The 19,523-nt window shown below is 39.7% G+C and carries 14 protein-coding genes and 1 riboswitch; of the genes, 8 read left to right on the forward strand and 6 right to left on the reverse strand.

Features of this window, described 5'->3' with window-relative positions:
- Nucleotides 1–100: 100 nt before the first annotated feature.
- The 3 genes from ACPF7B_RS08390 to ACPF7B_RS08400 all read right to left on the reverse strand — a co-directional run bounded on the left by ACPF7B_RS08390 (nucleotide 101) and on the right by ACPF7B_RS08400 (nucleotide 3,485).
- A complete protein-coding gene (locus ACPF7B_RS08390; RefSeq protein WP_490505358.1) occupies nucleotides 101–1,426 on the reverse strand; it encodes an NAD(P)/FAD-dependent oxidoreductase in 1,326 nt (441 codons plus the stop codon).
- A 76-nt stretch (nucleotides 1,427–1,502) separates the two neighbouring features.
- Nucleotides 1,503–2,357 carry a MetQ/NlpA family ABC transporter substrate-binding protein gene (locus tag ACPF7B_RS08395; RefSeq protein ID WP_490505359.1) on the reverse strand — a complete coding sequence of 285 codons (855 nt, stop codon included), beginning with the start codon at nucleotides 2,355–2,357 and terminating at the stop codon, nucleotides 1,503–1,505.
- A gap of 105 nt (nucleotides 2,358–2,462) precedes the next feature.
- Entirely contained in the window at nucleotides 2,463–3,485 is a 1,023-nt protein-coding gene (locus ACPF7B_RS08400; protein WP_490505360.1) for an isopenicillin N synthase family dioxygenase, read from the reverse strand.
- Between the two features lie 363 nt (nucleotides 3,486–3,848).
- On the opposite strand from ACPF7B_RS08400, the gene ACPF7B_RS08405 reads away from it, so the two are divergent.
- Together ACPF7B_RS08405 and ACPF7B_RS08410 are read left to right on the forward strand one after the other, a co-directional pair.
- Nucleotides 3,849–5,015 (forward strand): alpha-hydroxy acid oxidase, encoded by a 1,167-nt coding sequence (locus tag ACPF7B_RS08405; RefSeq protein WP_490505361.1) that lies wholly within the window; start codon nucleotides 3,849–3,851, stop codon nucleotides 5,013–5,015.
- 46 nt (nucleotides 5,016–5,061) lie between these two features.
- Complete coding sequence (locus ACPF7B_RS08410; RefSeq protein WP_490505362.1) at nucleotides 5,062–5,421, forward strand: MmcQ/YjbR family DNA-binding protein; 360 nt, start codon at nucleotides 5,062–5,064, stop codon at nucleotides 5,419–5,421.
- Nucleotides 5,422–5,488: 67 nt separating this feature from the next.
- On the opposite strand, the gene metF is transcribed toward ACPF7B_RS08410, so the two are convergent.
- A complete protein-coding gene (gene metF / locus ACPF7B_RS08415) occupies nucleotides 5,489–6,379 on the reverse strand; it encodes a methylenetetrahydrofolate reductase (protein WP_490505363.1) in 891 nt (296 codons plus the stop codon).
- A gap of 96 nt (nucleotides 6,380–6,475) precedes the next feature.
- A riboswitch (SAM riboswitch) is annotated at nucleotides 6,476–6,593 on the reverse strand.
- Nucleotides 6,594–6,886: 293 nt separating this feature from the next.
- On the opposite strand from metF, the gene ACPF7B_RS08420 reads away from it, so the two are divergent.
- The 3 genes from ACPF7B_RS08420 (at nucleotide 6,887) to proP (ending at nucleotide 13,407) form a co-directional block, all read left to right on the forward strand.
- Complete coding sequence (locus ACPF7B_RS08420; RefSeq protein ID WP_490505364.1) at nucleotides 6,887–7,375, forward strand: COG3650 family protein; 489 nt, start codon at nucleotides 6,887–6,889, stop codon at nucleotides 7,373–7,375.
- Between the two features lie 191 nt (nucleotides 7,376–7,566).
- The gene (metH, locus tag ACPF7B_RS08425) at nucleotides 7,567–11,235 is read left to right on the forward strand and encodes a methionine synthase (RefSeq protein ID WP_490505365.1); all 3,669 of its coding nucleotides are present in this window, start codon (nucleotides 7,567–7,569) and stop codon (nucleotides 11,233–11,235) included.
- Between the two features lie 687 nt (nucleotides 11,236–11,922).
- Nucleotides 11,923–13,407 carry a glycine betaine/L-proline transporter ProP gene (gene proP / locus ACPF7B_RS08430; protein ID WP_490505366.1) on the forward strand — a complete coding sequence of 495 codons (1,485 nt, stop codon included), beginning with the start codon at nucleotides 11,923–11,925 and terminating at the stop codon, nucleotides 13,405–13,407.
- A 155-nt stretch (nucleotides 13,408–13,562) separates the two neighbouring features.
- Here the strand turns inward: proP and ACPF7B_RS08435 are convergent, their stop codons facing one another.
- Nucleotides 13,563–14,159, reverse strand: coding sequence for a nitroreductase family protein (locus ACPF7B_RS08435; RefSeq protein WP_490505367.1), 597 nt, complete (start codon nucleotides 14,157–14,159; stop codon nucleotides 13,563–13,565).
- Between the two features lie 172 nt (nucleotides 14,160–14,331).
- Here ACPF7B_RS08435 and ACPF7B_RS08440 point away from each other — a divergent pair, with 172 nt between their 5' ends.
- The 3 genes from ACPF7B_RS08440 (at nucleotide 14,332) to ACPF7B_RS08450 (ending at nucleotide 18,047) form a co-directional block, all read left to right on the forward strand.
- On the forward strand, nucleotides 14,332–15,231 hold the full coding sequence (locus tag ACPF7B_RS08440) for a LysR family transcriptional regulator (protein ID WP_490505368.1): 900 nt from the start codon (nucleotides 14,332–14,334) through the stop codon (nucleotides 15,229–15,231).
- Between the two features lie 116 nt (nucleotides 15,232–15,347).
- Nucleotides 15,348–15,782, forward strand: coding sequence for a CopY/TcrY family copper transport repressor (locus ACPF7B_RS08445; protein WP_490505369.1), 435 nt, complete (start codon nucleotides 15,348–15,350; stop codon nucleotides 15,780–15,782).
- 12 nt (nucleotides 15,783–15,794) lie between these two features.
- On the forward strand, nucleotides 15,795–18,047 hold the full coding sequence (locus ACPF7B_RS08450; RefSeq protein ID WP_490505370.1) for a heavy metal translocating P-type ATPase: 2,253 nt from the start codon (nucleotides 15,795–15,797) through the stop codon (nucleotides 18,045–18,047).
- A gap of 59 nt (nucleotides 18,048–18,106) precedes the next feature.
- Here the strand turns inward: ACPF7B_RS08450 and ACPF7B_RS08455 are convergent, their stop codons facing one another.
- Complete coding sequence (locus ACPF7B_RS08455) at nucleotides 18,107–19,465, reverse strand: sodium-dependent transporter (protein ID WP_490505371.1); 1,359 nt, start codon at nucleotides 19,463–19,465, stop codon at nucleotides 18,107–18,109.
- Nucleotides 19,466–19,523: the final 58 nt, after the last annotated feature.

The raw sequence follows: 19,523 nt of genomic DNA on the forward strand, positions 1-19,523 counted from the left end.
ACCAATCTTTATTGGTATTTTTCGCATCGACTTTTATTGTAGCGGGAATATTACTTGACTCCCGCTGATCTTAATGGGAGTAGTTCGAATGAATGGGATGTTAAACATCGCCTTTTGCAGCATTCGTGTCATGAGGAATTCGGTATTTTGTGACAACTGAACGAATGGGGCCTCGTGGAATCCAGTTTGGTTTAGAGTTTTTAAGAATAAAGCGAAGATTTTCACTATCAATTCCTGAAATGTAATCGGCCATGTAATAGCCAAGATAGGTACCTTTTACGACGCCCGAACCATTACAGCCTGCAACGACAAATACATTTTTGCGTGGAGATTCAAATTGTGGATTTTGATTACGAGTGAGAGAAATTAGTCCGCCCCATGTGTATTGAAAATTCATCTCTTTTAGGAAAGGGAATCGAGCTATAAATGATTGATTGTGTATTTTCCACGCAGTTTCTCGATGTGGTCCACTTGCCCGTAATGATGAGCAATAATCGAAGCTGTTACGAATAAAGATGCGCCGGTCATGGGTGAGTCGAACGGTTGTTCCAGCATAATGCGCGGGTGTTGTGCCCCAAGGTTTTATACCATTAAAGTACTCATGATAAATGGTGTCAGAAAGTGGCGCGGTTAAGCTTGCATACGTAAAAACAGGTAATGTTTTATTGCCGGCAATACCAAAGGCATTGAGGTAACCATTTGTTGTTAAGACAACTTTTGAGGTGTGAATTTGTCCGCCAACAAAATGGACTTTTTGAGTTTTTTCGGCGAAATCAATACCAACAACAGGGCTGTTTTCAAAGAGAGTAATTGATTCGGGTAAGGCTTGGCTTACACCGCGGATCAGCGTGGCTGGATTTGCTAAAACATTGCCTTTTGTATAGACAGAAGCCCGGTAGTAATCTGTGCCAAATCGTTGGGTAAGAGCCTCGCCTTCTACCCATTCGTACTCAATATTTGCTTTTTGAAGTGATTGCACGAAATTTTGAAGTTCTTTAACGCTATTTTCTTCTCGTGCAGAGAGGTATTTACCAGCATCATCCCACGTAGGGATATTAAATTGATCTTTGTAAGATCGTAAACGATCAAGTGCAAATAGGCTTAATTGAGTTGATTGCTCGACTTCATCAATAGAAAATTTATTAAAGTCAAAATGGTGAGGAATATCGGAGAGAAAACCTGCATTTCTCCCTGACGTCCCTTGCCCAATTCTTAGAGCATCGACTAATGCTATTGAGAGTGAAGGGTCGATCTCTGCTAAGCGTATAGCAGTTGAGATACCGGTAAACCCAGCTCCGATAATAACAATATCGAATTGATAATTACCTTTGAGTGGCTCGGATAAGATTATGTTACGATTGGTGGAGGTTTCAAACCAACCATTTTCGCCATCCAACGCGGGCGTTTCGTAGATCTTTTTTTTCATAAATATAACGATTAAAGTATATACGTGAGAGAGATTAATACTTGTAGAAGCATTAATCTCTTAGAAAAATGATAAATTATTTGGGGTCTTCTTCCCATGATAAGGGAAGATTGTAGCCAGGGAAACGTTCTGCAGTAAATGTTTTAAATTCAGTAGAGTTAAGAGTCTCTTCGAGAAATTTTGCCCACTTGGTACCTCTATTTTTCTCATTGATTACGACCCAGTTTACAAAATACTTACTGGGTTCAATGAAAAGAGCTTGGGTAAAGGGAATACCCGCTTCGTGTGCAAAATTACCATTAATAATAGCGAAATCAACATCTTGACGAACTCTTGGGATCTGTGCTGCATCCACTTCTTTAATATTAAGATGATAGGGATTTTCAAGAATATCTGTTTTACGGAGCGCAAACCGATCAGCATCTTTACGGAGTTTGATCCAGTCTAAAGCCTCTAATATCCATAAACCACGAGAATAGTTTGTAACATTTGAAGGAATAGCAATGGTCGCGCCGTTATGAATATCTGTCAAGGCTTTTGATTTTCCTGCATAAATACCGTAAGGTGCCGTAGGAATTTGTACCAAGGCGTAAAGTTTGCCGTTATTATTGGCGTTATATTCATCCATATAAGGTTTGTGTTGGAAAATATTAAAGTCTAACGTCCCTTCATCAACACTGATGTTGGGAATCACAATATCGTTGATTTCTGTTAGATCAACATGGTAGCCAATCTCTTTCATTGCTGGAATTAAAAATTCGCGAACAAGATCGCCAAAGTCTCCAGAGGATGTCCCTACTTTTAACCAGGTTTTCTCCTTATCATCTTTGGTGGATGAAGTGGACTGTGCATGTACAGATGTTATAAAAAAAGTGAAAATTGTCATTAGTACAATGAGCAAGTAATAAGCTGTTTTTTTAAAAGTAATCATAATATTAATCCCTTTAACTATATGATGTGCTGATGTATAAATATATATTTATATTGCCAAAATAGGCGCAAAGTTCGGTGGTTGAAATTAATAGGTATTGCTGTTTTAGATTAAGTCTTCAATGCGAATATCTTGATAGAAGTTTTTGGCAACATCAGGGTGAGAGCGCAAACGGCCCTTGAGAAAGTTTTTACCAATTTGCGTAAATAGAGGGTTCTTAGGGTCTTGAGTAACAGAGAAGGATTTCCTTTGTAGCGTTTTAGGAAGCTCTAGAAGCGGTACGGTCGCATCTAGTTGCGATGTTAAAAAGTAAGCAATAGAAAAACGATCATTACCAATAGGTGATGGGGCTACGCGATGCAGCGTTGCTTTGAGATATCCTTGAGATGCGATCTCTAAGAGTTCTCCAATATTGACAACAAAGGTTCCTTCAATTGGCTCAGCAACAACCCATTTATCATCTTTTAGTACCTCTAAGCCGGCAGTATCTTCTTGTTGAACAAAAGTAATATAGCCAGAATCTTTATGAGGACCGACACCTTGCTCCCCGCCGACACCCGGATAGTGAATCACTTTTGAAAGTACAGAGGGTTTATGAGCGTAAGTGTGGGCAAATACATTCTCATCTTGCCCGAGCGCTAAAGCGAAAGCTGTTAGCATCGACTTGGCAAGATCAGTTTGATCTGCTTGAAGTCTTTGAAAAACTTCTCTAAAACGTGGGATTTCTGTGGGCCATTGATTAGGCCCTTGTAGGCGCAACCAAGGTTGGTCTTTAGGGATTTCCTCAAGTGGAATTGCCTCATACTCTGGCATGTAATCAAATTGCTCACGGCTGTCAGGGCGTTCTCGAGTAATTTCATCATGGATATTGGTATATCCTCTAAAATGTGGTGAGTTGGCCATGTGAATCGTTTGTTTAGCTTCTAAAGGAAGTGCAAAGAACTTTTTAGACAGCGTCTGTGCTTCTTTAATTAATTCTTGGGAAACCCCATGGTTTTTGAGATAAAAAAAACCGATTTCATGGGCAGCATACCGAAGATTTTCTAAAAATTCTTCACGCTCATTACCTCCTGCGATAAATTGTGCGTAATCGAGAATGGGTAAGTTAGGGTTGATATCGAGGGCCATTGAATCTCTCCTTTCGCAAAAGCCGTAATAAAATCTGCCGGCTTGCTCTCCAAAAGTGTTGCACCACAGGAAAAAGGAGAATCTCGTATAGAGATGGACGCTTTAGCTGTTATGCCCGCAAGCTGTTATCAAATCGGCATTGCATATATGTATAGCCTGTTTTAAGTATTACGTCAATTTTTAATGCGGGAAAATGAGCGAAAAAGCGGTTGCAATATTAAACTATTTGGTCATTTTTTCATTGTCACCTTCGGTATTCAGCAGTATAGTTAAAATGAATTTAGGTCTGAATGATGAAACTTTTTTTGAATTAATTTCGTATATTCAGTGAGATAAAGTTTGTTTTTTGGTAGAAAAATAATTATGACAACGATTACCAACATTGAAGATTTACGTCTTATCGCAAAACGACGCGTTCCAAAGATGTTTTATGATTATGTTGATTCAGGATCTTGGACCGAGTCGACTTATCATGCAAATGAGTCTGATTTTCAGAAAATTAAGTTTATTCAGAAAGTTGCGCGCAACATGGAAAATCGTAATCTTAAACGCGAAATGTTAGGAATTGAGATGTCGATGCCTCTTTCAATCTCGCCGACAGGTTTAGTCGGTATGGTTCATCCCGATGGTGAGATATTAGCAGCCCGAGCAGCATCTGATTTTGGCATTCGTTATACCCTTTCAACCATGAGTATTGCCTCTTTGGAAGATATAAAAAAGGAGGTTAATAAGCCCTTTTGGTTCCAACTTTATGTGATGCGTGATCGTAATTTTATGCGAAGTTTAATCGAGAGAGCGAAGGAAGCAGGATGTGATGCATTGGTTATTACATTAGATCTTCAAATGATCGGACAGCGGCATAAAGACCTTAAAAATGGTCTTTCCGTCCCACCTAAACCGACTCTACGTAATTGGTTGAATCTTTTGATGAAGCAGCGTTGGTGTTGGAATATGCTCAAAACAAAGCGCCGACAATTTGGCAATATTGTCGGGTATGTTGATGGTATTGATGATCCAAGTTCGCTCTCATCATGGACATCGCAACAGTTTGATCCAACACTTAATTGGAATGATATTGAATGGATCAAAGAGGTTTGGGGAGGAAAGATTATTCTCAAAGGCGTTTTAGATGCAGAAGATGCAAAACTGGCCAATAGTGTTGGTGCTGATGCGATTGTTGTGAGTAATCACGGTGGTCGCCAGCTTGATGGTGCTCTCTCTTCAATTTCAGTTCTTCCCTCGATTGTTGAGGCATTACAAAATACTGATACGGAAGTCTTTATTGATAGCGGTATTCGTTCGGGGCAAGATGTGCTGAAAGCTGTTGCACTAGGGGCCAAAGGAGCTATGATTGGCCGCGCTTATCTCTATGGTCTAGGGGCGTATGGAGAGAAAGGAGTGACAAAAGCATTAGAGATTATTCGCAATGAATTCGATGTGAGTATGGCTTTTTGTGGAGAGACAGATGTGAATAATGTTGGTCGCCATATTATTGTGCCGTCAACAATCCCTAATCCTTTTAAAATTTAATCAAGGGATAATCTTTATTACAAGCATCGATTAAAAAATGGGGCATATGAATAGAAAAGCGTTAATCAGTTACATTCAAAAAGAGTACGATGTTGAACCAGAATATCTATGGGAAAAATATCCTAATTATAGTGTGTTTCGGCATTCTATTGGTGGTAAATGGTTTGCTCTGATTATGGATGTGGCAGGCAATAAACTGCAAGATGATGAAGATGAAACTGTGATAGATGTGATCGACTTAAAAGTTGATCCTGAGGTACTCGGCTCTTTACGCTGTAAAAAAGATATTTTCCCTGCTTATCATATGAATAAAGAGCATTGGATTAGTGTTAAATTAGAGGGAGATGTCAGTGATGCTGAATTGAGATCTCTTATTGAAGAGAGTTATCAATTAACGATTAAATAATTGCAGATTTATTCTAAAATTAAAAGAGATAAGTTCCTGTTATGGCATTATCTCTTTTTTACGCAGCTTATGGTTGTAACCCTTGTGGTCTTAATCCTAATGTATGGCAGATGGCATAAGTGAGTTCTGATCGATTGAGTGTGTAGAAATGAAAATCTTTAACGCCCTCTTTTCGTAATACTCGAACCATATCGATCGCGATACTAGCGCCGACAAGGTTACGAGTTTCTGGGTCTTTTTCTAAGCCTTCATAACGTTTATGTAGCCAAGAAGGAATTTTTACATTAAGCGGATCGGCAAATTTTATTAATGAAGTATAATTTGAAACAGGTAAGATTCCTGGGACAATTTCCGCCTCAATGCCAACAGCAACACAGCGATCCCTGAAGCGAAGAAACGCATCGATATCGAAGAAAAATTGGCTAATTGCAAGGTTTGCTCCCGCATCGACTTTTCGCTTCAGATGTAATAGATCTGCCTGGGCACTCTTTGCCTCGGGATGTACCTCAGGGTAAGCTGCAACAGAGATATCAAAGTTATGAGTTTCTTTCAGAATTTTAATAAGATGATCCGCATAGATTTCAGGGTTCTCAGCGCCTTTAGGGAGATCTCCACGTAGTGCTAATATATGTCGGATACCTAAATCCCAATAATTGTTAGCAATATCGATAAGCTCTTCTTTTGAGGTATCAATACATGTCAGATGAGGGACTGCCGTTAGATCTGTCTTCTCTACAATATCCTGGATGACTTTATGAGTACGATCGCGCGTTGAAGCATTTGCGCCATAGGTCACTGAGACAAATTCGGGTTTTAAACTTTTTAATCGCTCAATAGAGTTCCACAATGTTGTGACCATCTGTTCACTATTGGGTGGAAAGAATTCAAATGATACATTCACATCTGCCGGGAATTCCGCCAAACTTTGATTTAGTAACTCTACATATTGTGCACTCATGCCGTAATCCTTTATCGTTATTTATTATTAAGTATTTGAAAATAATTCTGGCATTAAAAAAGCCAGCACTTTTCTCATCAAGTGTTGGCTTTACACAACTTATCTTTCATAGTTACACAAATTTGTGCAGTGAACTATGAAGGAATTAGCACCTTAATTTTCATCAGGTTGCCGGGCATCATAGGGCCTTTCCCTCCGCCGCTCTTGATAAGAGTATTCTTTAAAAATGTTTAAAGAAGTTACAGTTTTTTCAATATAGATTAGAAAGGAGGTTGATTGCAAGAGAATTTTCAAAAAAAATCTTCATAAAGAGAGATTTCCACATTTGAAAATTTGGAGTAGTATAGTAATTGTAAATTAATATCATTAAGTTGTTGGATTAATTGGTGCTTTATGAACAGGTGAACAATAAATATATCTATTTGATGTGTAATTCAATCTGTTGATAAGCACGCGGCTTATAAATAAGTAGTTCTTTTAATGGAAATATACAAAAGCGAGGGAATTATGAAAAAAACATTATTACTTACAGCAATAACAGCGTTTTTTTTAGCTGGATGTCAAACAACAAGTGCAGTGAATGGCGTTAAATTTTCTCCACAGCTCAACAAAGCCGTTAAAGAATACACGAAGAGCGATGTGAATTTTAAAGCCGCTTATGCGGATTTAAATAAAGATGGTATAGATGATAGCGTTGTATTGCTAGAAGGTGCTGAGTGGTGTGGTTCTGGTGGTTGTACGATGTTAGTTTTTGAAGGTTTACCAAATGGTGACTATAAACTTGCATCAAAATCAACCGTTACAAATGCGCCGATCTATATCTTAGAAGCAACCACAAATGGTTGGTCAGATCTCTCTGTATATAGTGATGGAAAAGGTCAAGTTGTCATGAAATGGGGTGGTTCAGGTTATCCTTCGAATCCTTCACTTCAACCAACATTGATTATCGATAGTAAGTCGGTAAAACCAGCAATTGCTCCGATTAATATCCCGTAAAATGTGGCTAATGCAATCTAGATAAACAATTGCTATTTACTCATTCAAAAAACTAATGGTCAGTTTCATAAAAGAGATTGCCATTAGTTTTTTTATGTAAAAAAATGATAGACATTCATGCAAGCTTGCATAAAGATAACTGTCGGATATTACAAAATAAATAAGATCAATGAGAGTATTTGGGGGAAATAATGGTTGATTTACAAGCGCTTGAGAATTTAGCAAAACAACGTATTTTGATTCTTGATGGTGCCATGGGCACAATGATTCAAAAACTTCATTTAGAAGAGGCTGATTTTCGTGGTGAACGTTTCGCCGATTGGCCCCAAGATCTTAAGGGGAATAATGATCTTTTAGTCTTAACGCAACCCGATATTATTTTGGCGATTCATGAGGCCTATCTTGCGGCGGGCGCTGATCTTATTGAGACCAACACCTTCAATGCTACTCAAATGTCGATGGCCGATTATGGGATGGAGCCTTATGTTTATGAGATCAATTATGAGGCAGCGCAATTAGCTAAGCGTGCGTGTCAGCGTTATAGCACAACGGAAAAGCCTCGATTTGTGGTGGGGGTTTTAGGCCCTACGAGTAAGACGGCCTCGATCTCCCCTGATGTGAATGATCCTGGTTTTAGAAACACCTCTTTTGATCAATTAGTTGAAGGGTATTTGGAAGCCATTTCTGGCTTGGTGGACGGCGGTGCCGATATCTTAATGGTCGAGACTATCTTCGATACGCTCAATGCGAAAGCGGCGATTTTTGCGATCGAGACCTTTTTTGAAGAGAGAGGGATTCGATTGCCGGTGATGATCTCCGGTACTATTACAGATGCTTCAGGGCGGACGCTTTCAGGGCAGACGACCGAAGCTTTCTACAATTCGTTACGCCATGTTCGCCCCTTTTCGATCGGCCTTAATTGTGCGTTAGGACCCGATCTTCTGCGAAATTATGTTGCAGAGCTCTCTCGTATTTCAGAATTTTATCTCTCTGCTCATGCTAATGCGGGCCTTCCCAATGCGTTTGGTGAGTATGATCTTGGCGCTGATGAGATGGCGTTAGAGATGGCCGAATGGGCAGAATCAGGCTTTCTTAATATCGTGGGGGGATGTTGTGGAACAACGCCGGAACATATTGCGAAAATTGCTGAAAAGGTTGCATTGATCGCTCCTCGTATTCCGGAGGAGAAGCCTAAATCCTTGCGCCTTTCAGGCTTAGAGGCGTGTAACTTAACGATTGGTGAATCGCTCTTTGCCAATGTGGGTGAGCGAACCAATATCACCGGCTCTCTCCGTTTTAAGCGCCTGATTAAAGAGAAGAATTATGCCGAAGCCTTGGAAGTCGCGCGTGATCAAGTGGAAAATGGCGCGCAGATTATCGATATTAATATGGATGAGGGGATGCTCGATTCGAAAGCGGAGATGGTCACCTTCCTCAATCTTATTGCTTCAGAGCCCGATATCTCTAAAGTGCCCATTATGATCGACTCCTCAAAGTGGGAGATCTTAGAAGCGGGGCTTAAGTGCATTCAAGGGAAAGGGATTGTTAATTCAATCTCGATGAAAGAGGGGGTTGCGCAATTTATTGCGCAGGCAAAACTGGCGAAAAAATATGGCGCAGCCATTGTGGTGATGGCATTTGATGAGGCAGGGCAGGCGGATAATTTAGAACGCCGGATTGAGATCTGCTCAAAAGCGTATGATATTTTGGTCAATGAGGTCAACTTTCCGGCAGAGGATATTATCTTCGACCCGAATGTCTTTGCGATTGCAACGGGCATTTCAGAACATAATCGTTATGGGCTAGATTTTTTGGAAGCGACGCAATGGATTCGGAAAAATCTCCCCTATGTCCATATCTCAGGGGGGATCTCCAATGTCTCCTTCTCTTTTAGAGGGAACAATCTAGTGCGTGAAGCGATTCATGCGGTCTTTCTCTATCATGCAATCGCGCGGGGATTATCGATGGGGATTGTCAATGCCGGTCAGCTTGCGATCTATGAGGATATCCCCGAAGAGTTACGGGAGGGGATTGAAGATGTGCTATTTGATCGAGATCCTGAAGCGAGCGAACGCCTTTTAGAGCTAGCACAGAAATATCAAGGGGCGGGCGCTACTCGTAAAGAGGAGAATCTCGAATGGCGAGCGCTTCCTGTTGCTGAGCGATTAACCTATGCCTTAGTCAATGGCGTTGATAGCTATATTGAAGAGGATACTGAACTTGCACGACAAAGTTTTTCACGGCCGATTGAGGTGATTGAAGGCCCCTTAATGACCGGTATGAATGTGGTGGGAGATCTTTTTGGTGAAGGGAAGATGTTCCTGCCCCAAGTGGTCAAATCAGCGCGAGTGATGAAGCGTGCGGTAGCTTATTTGATCCCCTTTATTGAGGAGGAGAAGAGAAAGTTTGGCGATATGAGTCAGTCAAATGGCAAGATTTTGATGGCGACAGTAAAGGGTGATGTTCACGATATTGGGAAGAATATTGTCGGTGTTGTATTGCAATGTAATAACTTTGAGGTGATCGATATGGGGGTGATGGTCCCCACGCCGGCAATTATTGAGAAGGCGCTCGAAGAGCAGGTGGATGTGATCGGTCTTTCCGGTTTAATTACGCCATCGCTTGAGGAGATGGTTGGCTTTGCTAAAGAGATGGAGCGCCGAGGTCTCGATATTCCTATTATGATTGGTGGAGCGACAACCTCGCTTGCGCATACTGCTGTTCGTATTGCCCCACAATATCGTCATACAGTGGTTCATGTGCGTGATGCTTCCCGCTCTGTTGGGGTGGCGCAATCTTTGATTAGTCCAGAGCTTCGTGATGAGTTTAAAAAGAACTTGAAGGAAGACTACGAAAAGCGCCGTACAGCGTATCTCGAAAGACAGCGCGATATTAAGCTAATCCCCTTTCAAGAGGCGGTTAATAACCGTTTAAAATTAAGATTTGATCATATTGTAAAACCGGAGAAGATGGGGATTCATGAGTTTGAAGTGCCGCTCGAGGATCTTGTGGCGACGATCGATTGGACCCCCTTTTTCGCTTCCTGGCAATTGCGTGGGAAGTTCCCAAAATTATTAGAAGATGAGATTATTGGGGAAGAAGCGACAAAAGTCTATCAAGACGCAGAGAAGATGTTGGCACAAATTATCGAGGATAAGTGGTTAACCGCAAAGGCGGTCATAGGGCTCTTTCCGGCAACAAATGCAGGTGAAAGTACAGTTTTATTTACAGATGATACTCGTACAGAAGAACTTGCACGTTTGCATCATCTGCGTCAACAGACAGAGCGTCCCAATGAGATGCCAAATCGCTCTCTTGCTGATTTTATTGGTGAAGAGGATTATATCGGCGCATTTGCCTGTACGGCAGGTATCGGCATTGAACCCTATATTGAGGCATTTGAAGCTGATCATGATGATTACAGTGCGATTATGCTCAAAGCGCTTGCCGATCGTCTTGCCGAAAGCTTAGCGGAGTATCTCCATAAACGGGTGCGTAAAGAGTATTGGGGATATGCGAAAGATGAAATGCTTGATAATGAAGCCTTGATTCGAGAAGAGTATCGCGGCATTCGCCCGGCGCCGGGATATCCAGCCTGTCCAGAACATACGGAGAAAGCTACACTCTGGCGCCTTCTCAATCCTGATCAGCGAATTGGTCTAGCAATTACTGATAGTTTTGCGATGTATCCACAAGCGGCAGTTTCCGGCTGGTACTTTGCTCATCCTGAAGCCCACTACTTTGGGGTTGGCAAAATTGGTCGTGATCAGGTTGAAGATTATGCTACGCGTAAAGGTTGGGATCTGAAAGAAGCAGAAAAATGGCTCGCACCGAATTTGGGATATGAGCCTGAAGAGTAAAATAATGAAAAATTGAAGAAGCCTCTCTAAAATGAACTGAACCCCAAAAGTGGGTTCAGTTCATTTATTGCTATTTTCGTTTTTAATGGGAAGCGTAATCGAAAATTTAAATAAAAATTGTTTTAATTTATTCACTACAAGATAAATTGTTTGGGGGGTGGATTGAAGCGAATTTTCCACTAAGAGCGTTAAATTTCTAATAATAAAATCACTATTTTTGTATAAATATTTATCATATCGTGTAGTGACATACTTTTTACAAGCATTTCTCTTCCTTATAAAACACAAATTATCATTTTTTTGATAAAAAATGTTATAGGTTTTGAGAAATATTTCAAATCCCGTCGTAACTCTACTATTGGGGTAATCATTAACCTGATAAATTGAGCTTTTAACATAATTTCCTTTACAATAATCGAGTTTTATATCTAATTAAAAATTTAAATTAAAATTTCTTTCTTTAAAGGAAATATTAATTACAAATAGAAATCGAGCCTCGCTATCCTATTTGTAATCAATTATTTACTAGTTTTAGACAATTTTATTGATGATATCAGGGGCTTTGTTAGGGTTTGCGACTGATATTTCCAGTAGATAGATATTTTAATGGACTTCCCTAATGAGGAAGCAATTCCTTAGAAGCAATTCGAGGGTTCATCGAATTTATCTATCTTGAAAGGAGATTTAATGACAAACACAAAAGAACATCAACCATTGGAGTTGAGTGATATTACGATCGTAAAAGGTGACCAATTCAAAAAAGCAATTACCGCAGCTGCGCTTGGTAATGCCATTGAGTGGTTTGACTTTGGGGTCTATGGATTTTTAGCTTATGTACTTGGGAAAGTGTTTTTTCCAGAGGCATCACCAGGCGTGCAGCTTGTAGCTTCATTAGCCACATTCTCTGTTCCATTTCTTGTAAGACCCATCGGAGGGATCTTTTTTGGAATTTTAGGAGACAAGTTTGGACGGAAAAAAATATTAGCAGTTACCATTGTTATTATGTCTGTTAGTACTTTTGCAATTGGTCTTATTCCATCATATGCATCTATTGGAATTTGGGCGCCAATTTTGCTTCTTGTCGCAAAATTGGCACAAGGTTTCTCTGTTGGTGGAGAATATACTGGAGCTGCAATATTTGTTGCAGAATATGCACCGGATAGTCGTCGCGGGTTTTTAAGTAGTTGGTTGGATTTTGGTTCAATCGCGGGATTTGTACTCGGTGCAGGCGTTGTTGTATTAATTACTGCTCTATTGGGTGATGCACGCTTTGAATCTTGGGGGTGGAGAATTCCATTTTTTATTGCTGGCCCGCTCGGAATTTTAGGGATGTATCTGCGCCATGCACTCGATGAGACGCCAACGTATCAAAAGCATGCTGATACTATCGAAGGACAACCTGCGGAGAAAGAGTCACTGATTACGATTATCCGCAATAATACGAAGAGTGTTTTTCTCTGCATCGGAATCGTTATCTTAACGAATGTTACTTATTATATGCTCTTAACCTATATGCCAAGTTATTTATCGCATAGTCTAGGATATAGCGCGGATCATGGCGTATTAATTATTATTGCTATTATGATTGGTATTTTATTTGTTCAGCCCGTTGTAGGTCTGCTTAGTGACAGATTTGGGCGTAAACTTTTTATTAAGATTGGTAGTATTGGGATGCTTATTGGGGCAATTCCAGCTTTTTATCTCATTAATACCGGTAATGTTGCCTTGATCTTCTTAGGGCTCGTCTTCTTAGCTTTGATGTTAAGTTGCTTTACCGGTGTGATGGCTTCAATCCTACCGGCGATCTTTCCAACGAAGGTGCGTTATAGCGCGATGGCAACAGCATTTAATATTTCAATTTTAATTGCGGGTTTCACGCCAACGGTAACGGCATGGTTGATTGAGTTAACAGGCAACCTCTACGTGCCGGCTTTCTACCTAATGGTAACGGCGGGTGTTGGAATCTTCTTAACTTTTAATATGAAAGAGACAGCGAACAGACCACTTCGAGGTGAAACACCTATTGCGTCTGACCGCAGTGAAGCGAAAGAGATTTTACAAGCTCATTATGACCGCATCGAGAGTCGTATTGAGAATATTGATGAGGAGATTGAGCGTCTACAAAAACGTCGGGAGCAATTGATTGCTCAACATCCTGAGATTGAGGAATAACAAAAATTGATTTTTTTGTAGAATTGACGTATTGAAAAGCCCCAATAGTCGCATACCTATTGGGGCTTTTTTATAAGACTTTAATCAAAACTTCCTAATAAAGATCGGATGAGTCGTAAATTATTTTTATCACTAACGAAGAATGATGCCTTGTTTTAGCCAAATGTTCTAAAACGTTGCTCTGTTGGCATAAAATCCTTGGCTTCTGCAGGTGACTCAATTGATCCAAAAGGCATTTGAGCTCTTATTGACCAGTCAGCAGGAATATTCCAACGTTTTCTGACCTCTTCTTCAATTAACTCATTATAATGCTGCACTGTTGCGCCAATATTTACTTCAGCAAGAGCCATCCAAATGCCATAAAGAGTAATACCATGAGCATGCTCAGACCAACGTGGGAAATTTGCTGCATATGCAGGAAATTGTTCTTGGAGTTTTTTAACGACAGATTCATCTTCGAAGTAGATGACAGAACCGAAACCTGCACGGAATGAATCTATTTTTGTTTTAGTTGGTTCAAAGTTCTCAGCGGGAACAACTTTACGAAGTGCGTTTTCAACAATATCCCAAAGCGCATTATGTTCATCACCAAAGAGAACAACAACACGGGAGCTTTGTGAGTTAAAGGCCGATGGCGCTTGTTTCGAAATTTCACGGATAATTTCAGTAATTTCTTCTTTTGATTGTTTAACATCGTTACCGATATGGTATATAGAGCGACGTTTTGTCGCTAATGATAATAATGAGTTCATAAGAGTTCCTTTTGTTTTTGTTGATAGACTTTTGTAAGTTCAATACGTTGAATCAATGATGTATTGAATAAAAATCTTAATGACGTGTCTTATATTAGTGATTTTTTTTAACTTCTACTATATAGTCTTAGAAAATCTTTAATGCCTTCAAGGCATAAATAAGGGATAAAAGATGCAGATAAATGATGAGATGGATTTAAATGATATACAGATATTTTGCAAAGCGGCAGAAAATCGAAATTTCACGGAAACATCAATATTTCTTGGAGTAACACCATCGGCGGTAAGTAAGGCAATATCGAGGTTAGAAAAAAAATTAAATATAAAATTATTTCATCGTTCTACGCGATCGATGCGCCTTACAGAAGAGGGGAAATGTTATTATTCTGTCTGTAAAGAAGCCGTTGAAAATATCCGTAATATTGAGAGACAAATTAGTAATAATAGTGATCCTCGCGGTGTTTTAAGGATTAGTATGCCTGATAGTTACGGTATTAAACGTTGTTTACCTCTGATTAATGATTTTTTGGAAAAGTATAGTGAGCAAATTCATTTGGAGATATCGTTAAGTAATTCCTACGTGAATTTCAATAAAGATGAATTTGATCTTGCTATTCGAATTGGTGATGTCAAGGATGAGCGACTCGTGGCCAAAAAGTTTGATGCTGTTCAACCAAGATTGGTCGCATCACCAGCTTATTTAAAGAAGTATGGCGCGCCCAAAGAGATAAGTGATTTGCATCATCATAAATGTATTGGTCTTCGTTTTTTAAACGCAGGACAATTAATCCCATGGGAATTCTCGGAGGAAATAGATCCTTTCCATCTTGTGCCATGTATGCTGCATAGCAATTCTCTAGGCGCTCTTGAAACTGTTGTTAATGGTTTTGGAATTATGCAATTTTTTGATTATGCTGTTGATTCTGCAATCGCGAATAATCAGCTCGTTGAGTTATTTCAACAATATCGTCCAGAGAAAAAGCCTGTCTACCTTGTTTATCCAAGTGGGCGTTATATTTCAGCAAAAGTTCGTCTTTTTATGGACTATCTCTTAAGCTGTTTTAGAAATTGATCGTCGTATAAATTTTCAATTTATTAAAATTTCGGTTTTGTTTTGTATATTTAGTAGACAGATACAACGAGGTATAACTACAATTATAGTTTAATTTTGTTATTATCGGTGAATATATGAGTGCTGTAAATATTACCCCAGCAGAGTGGGAAGTTATGAGAGTTTTGTGGGCTAATGGTGAGGTTGGTAGCGCAGATATTGTGAAAATTTTGCAAAAAAAACGAAGTTGGAAACCGACAACAACAAAAACGCTCTTGGCACGTTTAGTTGCAAAATATGCAGTAGAGACACGAGAAGTTGGAAATAAGTATCTGTATCGACCAGGGATTGAAGAAGATAAAGCATGGCGTGACGCCGCAAGAGAACTCTTCGGATTTGTTTGTGCTAAAGATAGAGGTGCGAAGATCGCCCAATTAATTGAGACGCGGGCATTGACAGGTGAAGATATCTTATTGATTCAAGAGAGCCTAGCCCAAGCGACAAAGCGGAGTGTTGCCAAAGTTGATTGTGACTGTTTTAAAGGGCAATGCTCATGTAATGTTATAAAATAAAAGGAAGAAGACATGCACGAAGCAAGAGATTCAGGAACAAATAGCGAACGTCAATTTGCTCGCTTGGCAATTACAGGGATGACTTGTGCAAACTGCTCAGGTCGTATTGAGCGTGTATTGGGTAAAAAATCAGGAATCTATCGTGCAAATGTTAACCTTGCTAGTAAAAAAGGTATTTTTGAATATAATCCTCAAGAAATAGATGTAACAACAATTATCGCCCATATTGAAAAAACAGGATTCGGTGCAATTGTAGATGATGAAGCGCATCAGTCAGAGTTGCTAGAAAGAGAGGAACTGTCCACTCGCAAAATGCGTATTCAGCTTGTAATTAGTGTGTTACTGAGCACTCCTATGCTGCTGGGAATGATAGCAATGATGCTCGGTTTTCATGATGGTTGGGTTGCTTTTGTCCATGAACCTTGGGTCCAGCTATTGCTTACAACGCCAATTCAGTTTGGTATCGGTTATCGCTTTTATAAAGCAGGGTGGGCATCACTGAGAGCAAAAGCACCAAGTATGGATGTGCTTGTTGCATTAGGGACGACAGCTGCTTATTTTTTGAGTATCTATAATGGTTTTTGGGGTGGCGATCGAACACACCTTTATTTTGAAAGTAGCGCTGTGATTATCACCTTGATTCTTTTGGGGAAATATTTCGAAGAACGTGCTAAAAATCGTACGGGTGATGCAATTCGCAGCTTAATGTCATTACAGGCTAAAACAGCTTTTCGTATCGATAATGGTAGCGAGAATAATCAGACTTACCGAGAAGTTCCGATTGATACAGTTTTACCAGGTGATCACTTATTAGTCCATCCTGGTCAGAGTATTCCCGTAGATGGATTTGTTATCTCAGGAAATTCAACGATTGATGAAAGTATGTTGACAGGGGAGAGTATTCCTGTCGATAAATCTGAAAATGATCGTGTATATAGTGGCACAATCAACCAAGCAGGCGCACTCGTTATGGAAGCGACCAAAAGTGAAGATGAGAGTACGTTATCGAAAATTATTCATCTGGTAAACGATGCTCAAGGTAGCAAAGCCCCGATTCAAAAGATTGCAGATAGAGTCTCTGCCATCTTTGTTCCATCTGTGATTGTAATTGCCCTTTTAACGCTTCTTGTTACATGGTTAATTGTCGGCAGCTGGGGAGATGCGATTATGCATAGTGTTGCAGTTCTTGTTATCGCTTGCCCTTGCGCGCTAGGATTAGCAACGCCAACGGCTATTATGGTAGGAACAGGGGTTGGTGCAAGACAGGGGATTTTAATTAAAAATGGCGAATCTTTAGAACGAGTAGCCAAGATTAATACTGTTGTTCTTGATAAAACGGGAACGATCACTGCTGGAAAACCTACTGTGCAACGATTTTTTATTAATGAATTAGAGTTTCTAGGAAAAAGAGAAGAGCTATTAAGTCATTTAGTTGCTCTTGAGTCACATTCTGAACACCCTTTAGCAAAAGCCGTTGTGCAGTATGGTAAAGAGCATTCAATACCATCTGTTGCTGTTACTAATTTTCAAGCCTTAATTGGAGCAGGATTAGAAGGATCCATTGCAGGTCATCAGTATTTCATCGGCTCTCCGCGATTGATGGTTGAAAAAGGGATTCAAATCGATTACTTCAGTACGTTAATTGAAAAGCATGAGTCAATGGGGGAAACCGTTGTTTTGATGGGGAAAGAGACGGTTGCTGTGGCGATGGTAACCATTGCTGATCGTGTGAAAGAGAGTTCTTTGGTAGCAATTCAAACGCTAAAAGCTCGAGGCATTACTGTATTGATGTTAACCGGAGACAATCGGCGTACTGCTCAAAAAATTGGTGAGGAAGTAGAGTTGAGTGAAGAAGAGGTAATTGCAGAGCTTAAACCTGAAGATAAAGCCGCCGTTATCCAAAAATTACAGGTAGAAGGAAAGATTGTGGCAATGGTTGGTGATGGTATGAATGATGCCCCTGCTCTAGCTCTTGCTAATATAGGGATTGCTATGGGAACAGGAACTGATATTGCTATGGAATCGAGTGATGTAACGATTATGAATGGTGATCTTATGAGTTTACCAAAGATGATTACTTTGTCTGAAAAAACGATGCGGAAGATTCGCCAGAATCTATTTTGGGCATTTATCTACAATATTATTGGTATCCCTTTTGCCGCTTTCGGTTTTTTAAGTCCAATTCTTGCGGGTGGTGCAATGGCTTTTAGCTCTGTCAGTGTACTTTTGAATTCATTGAGTCTTAATCGTACAAAGCTTGATTAATGATCTATTGAGGGAATAAAAAAAGGCGCAAGATTAGCGCCTTTTTTATCTCTCTTTTTTTATGTAAAAGAGAATACAAAAATCAGCAGAATTAATGCAGGAATGACAAATTTAATGTGATAGAAGAGGATAGGCGCGAGTTTTTTGTTCACATGTCCATCATTGGTAATTTCTCGAATAGCGACATCTTTTTTTAGAACAAAGCCGATAAAAATTGCAGAGAGTAGGCTTGTGGTAATAAAGAGAATATTGGCGCTGATATAATCAAAAGCATCAAAAATTGTCATACCAAATATATGTATGTTACTCCAAATACTATCCGATAAAATACTGGGGACATTTCCAAAAATAAAAATAGTACCGAGCGTAATGAAAGTTGCAATAGGGCGTTTCATTTTGCATTTCTCAATTAATGTTGTAATGGTTACTTCATAAATTGTGAGTGATGTCGTGAGCGCCGCAAGTAGAAGAAGGATAAAGAAGAGGGCTGCAAAAAAACCACCAAAGGGAATCGTTGAGAAAACCGCGGGTAATACTTGGAATACAAGAGAAGGGCCAGATGACGGAGCGATACCCGCAGAAAAGAGCGCAGGAAAGATAATAAAGCCAATTGCTAGAGGGATTAATGTATTGATAACGCCAGCACTGATACTAATCCCTACAATATTCTCTTTTTTATTGAGATATGAAGAGAGTGTTACCATTACTCCAAAACCGATGCTTAGGGCAAAAAATACTTGTCCAAGGGCTAATAGAATGACTTTTGAATTAATTTTACTAAAATCAGGGATGATATAAAATTTCACGCCTTCCATTGCTCCAGGTAGAAAAAGAGCGCGAATCATCAACGCTAATACGAGAATTAAAAAGAGTGGCATTACCCAGCGGATTACTTTTTCAATACCATCAATAATCCCTTTGACGAGAATGTAGTAGTTAATCGCGACAAAGATAAAGGTATAGAGAATCATCTTCCAAGGATTATGTGTGGAATTATCAAAAAAGTTTTTGGCGATATCAGCTGTGATAGGAGAAGAGAGGTCGATTTCACCAAAGGAAATTCCACCGATATAACTCATCACCCAACCGCCGAGAACCATATAGTAAGCAAGAATACCAAATGCTCCAAGAATGGCAATAATTCCAACGCCTTTCCATAATTTTGAGATTGGATGATTAAGCCCTTTATTACTAAATGAATCGATTACATTGGTGTGGAGTCTGCGTCCAATTAAATGTTCTGCTACAAGCATAGGAATACCTAGAATCAACATCGCAATAAAAAAAACTACTAGGTACGCACCCCCACCATTTTCACCAACTAAGTAGGGAAAACGCCAAGTTGCACCGAAGCCGATGGTAGCACCTGCAACGGTTGAAATATAGATGAGCTTACTACTCCAATTTTCGCGAGCCATAAATTACTCCTTTGATAATCATCTCTTGTCCACATGATACTTATTAACTGTTTGTATT

The sequence above is a fragment of the Ignatzschineria sp. 22MB058224 genome (assembly GCF_058188435.1).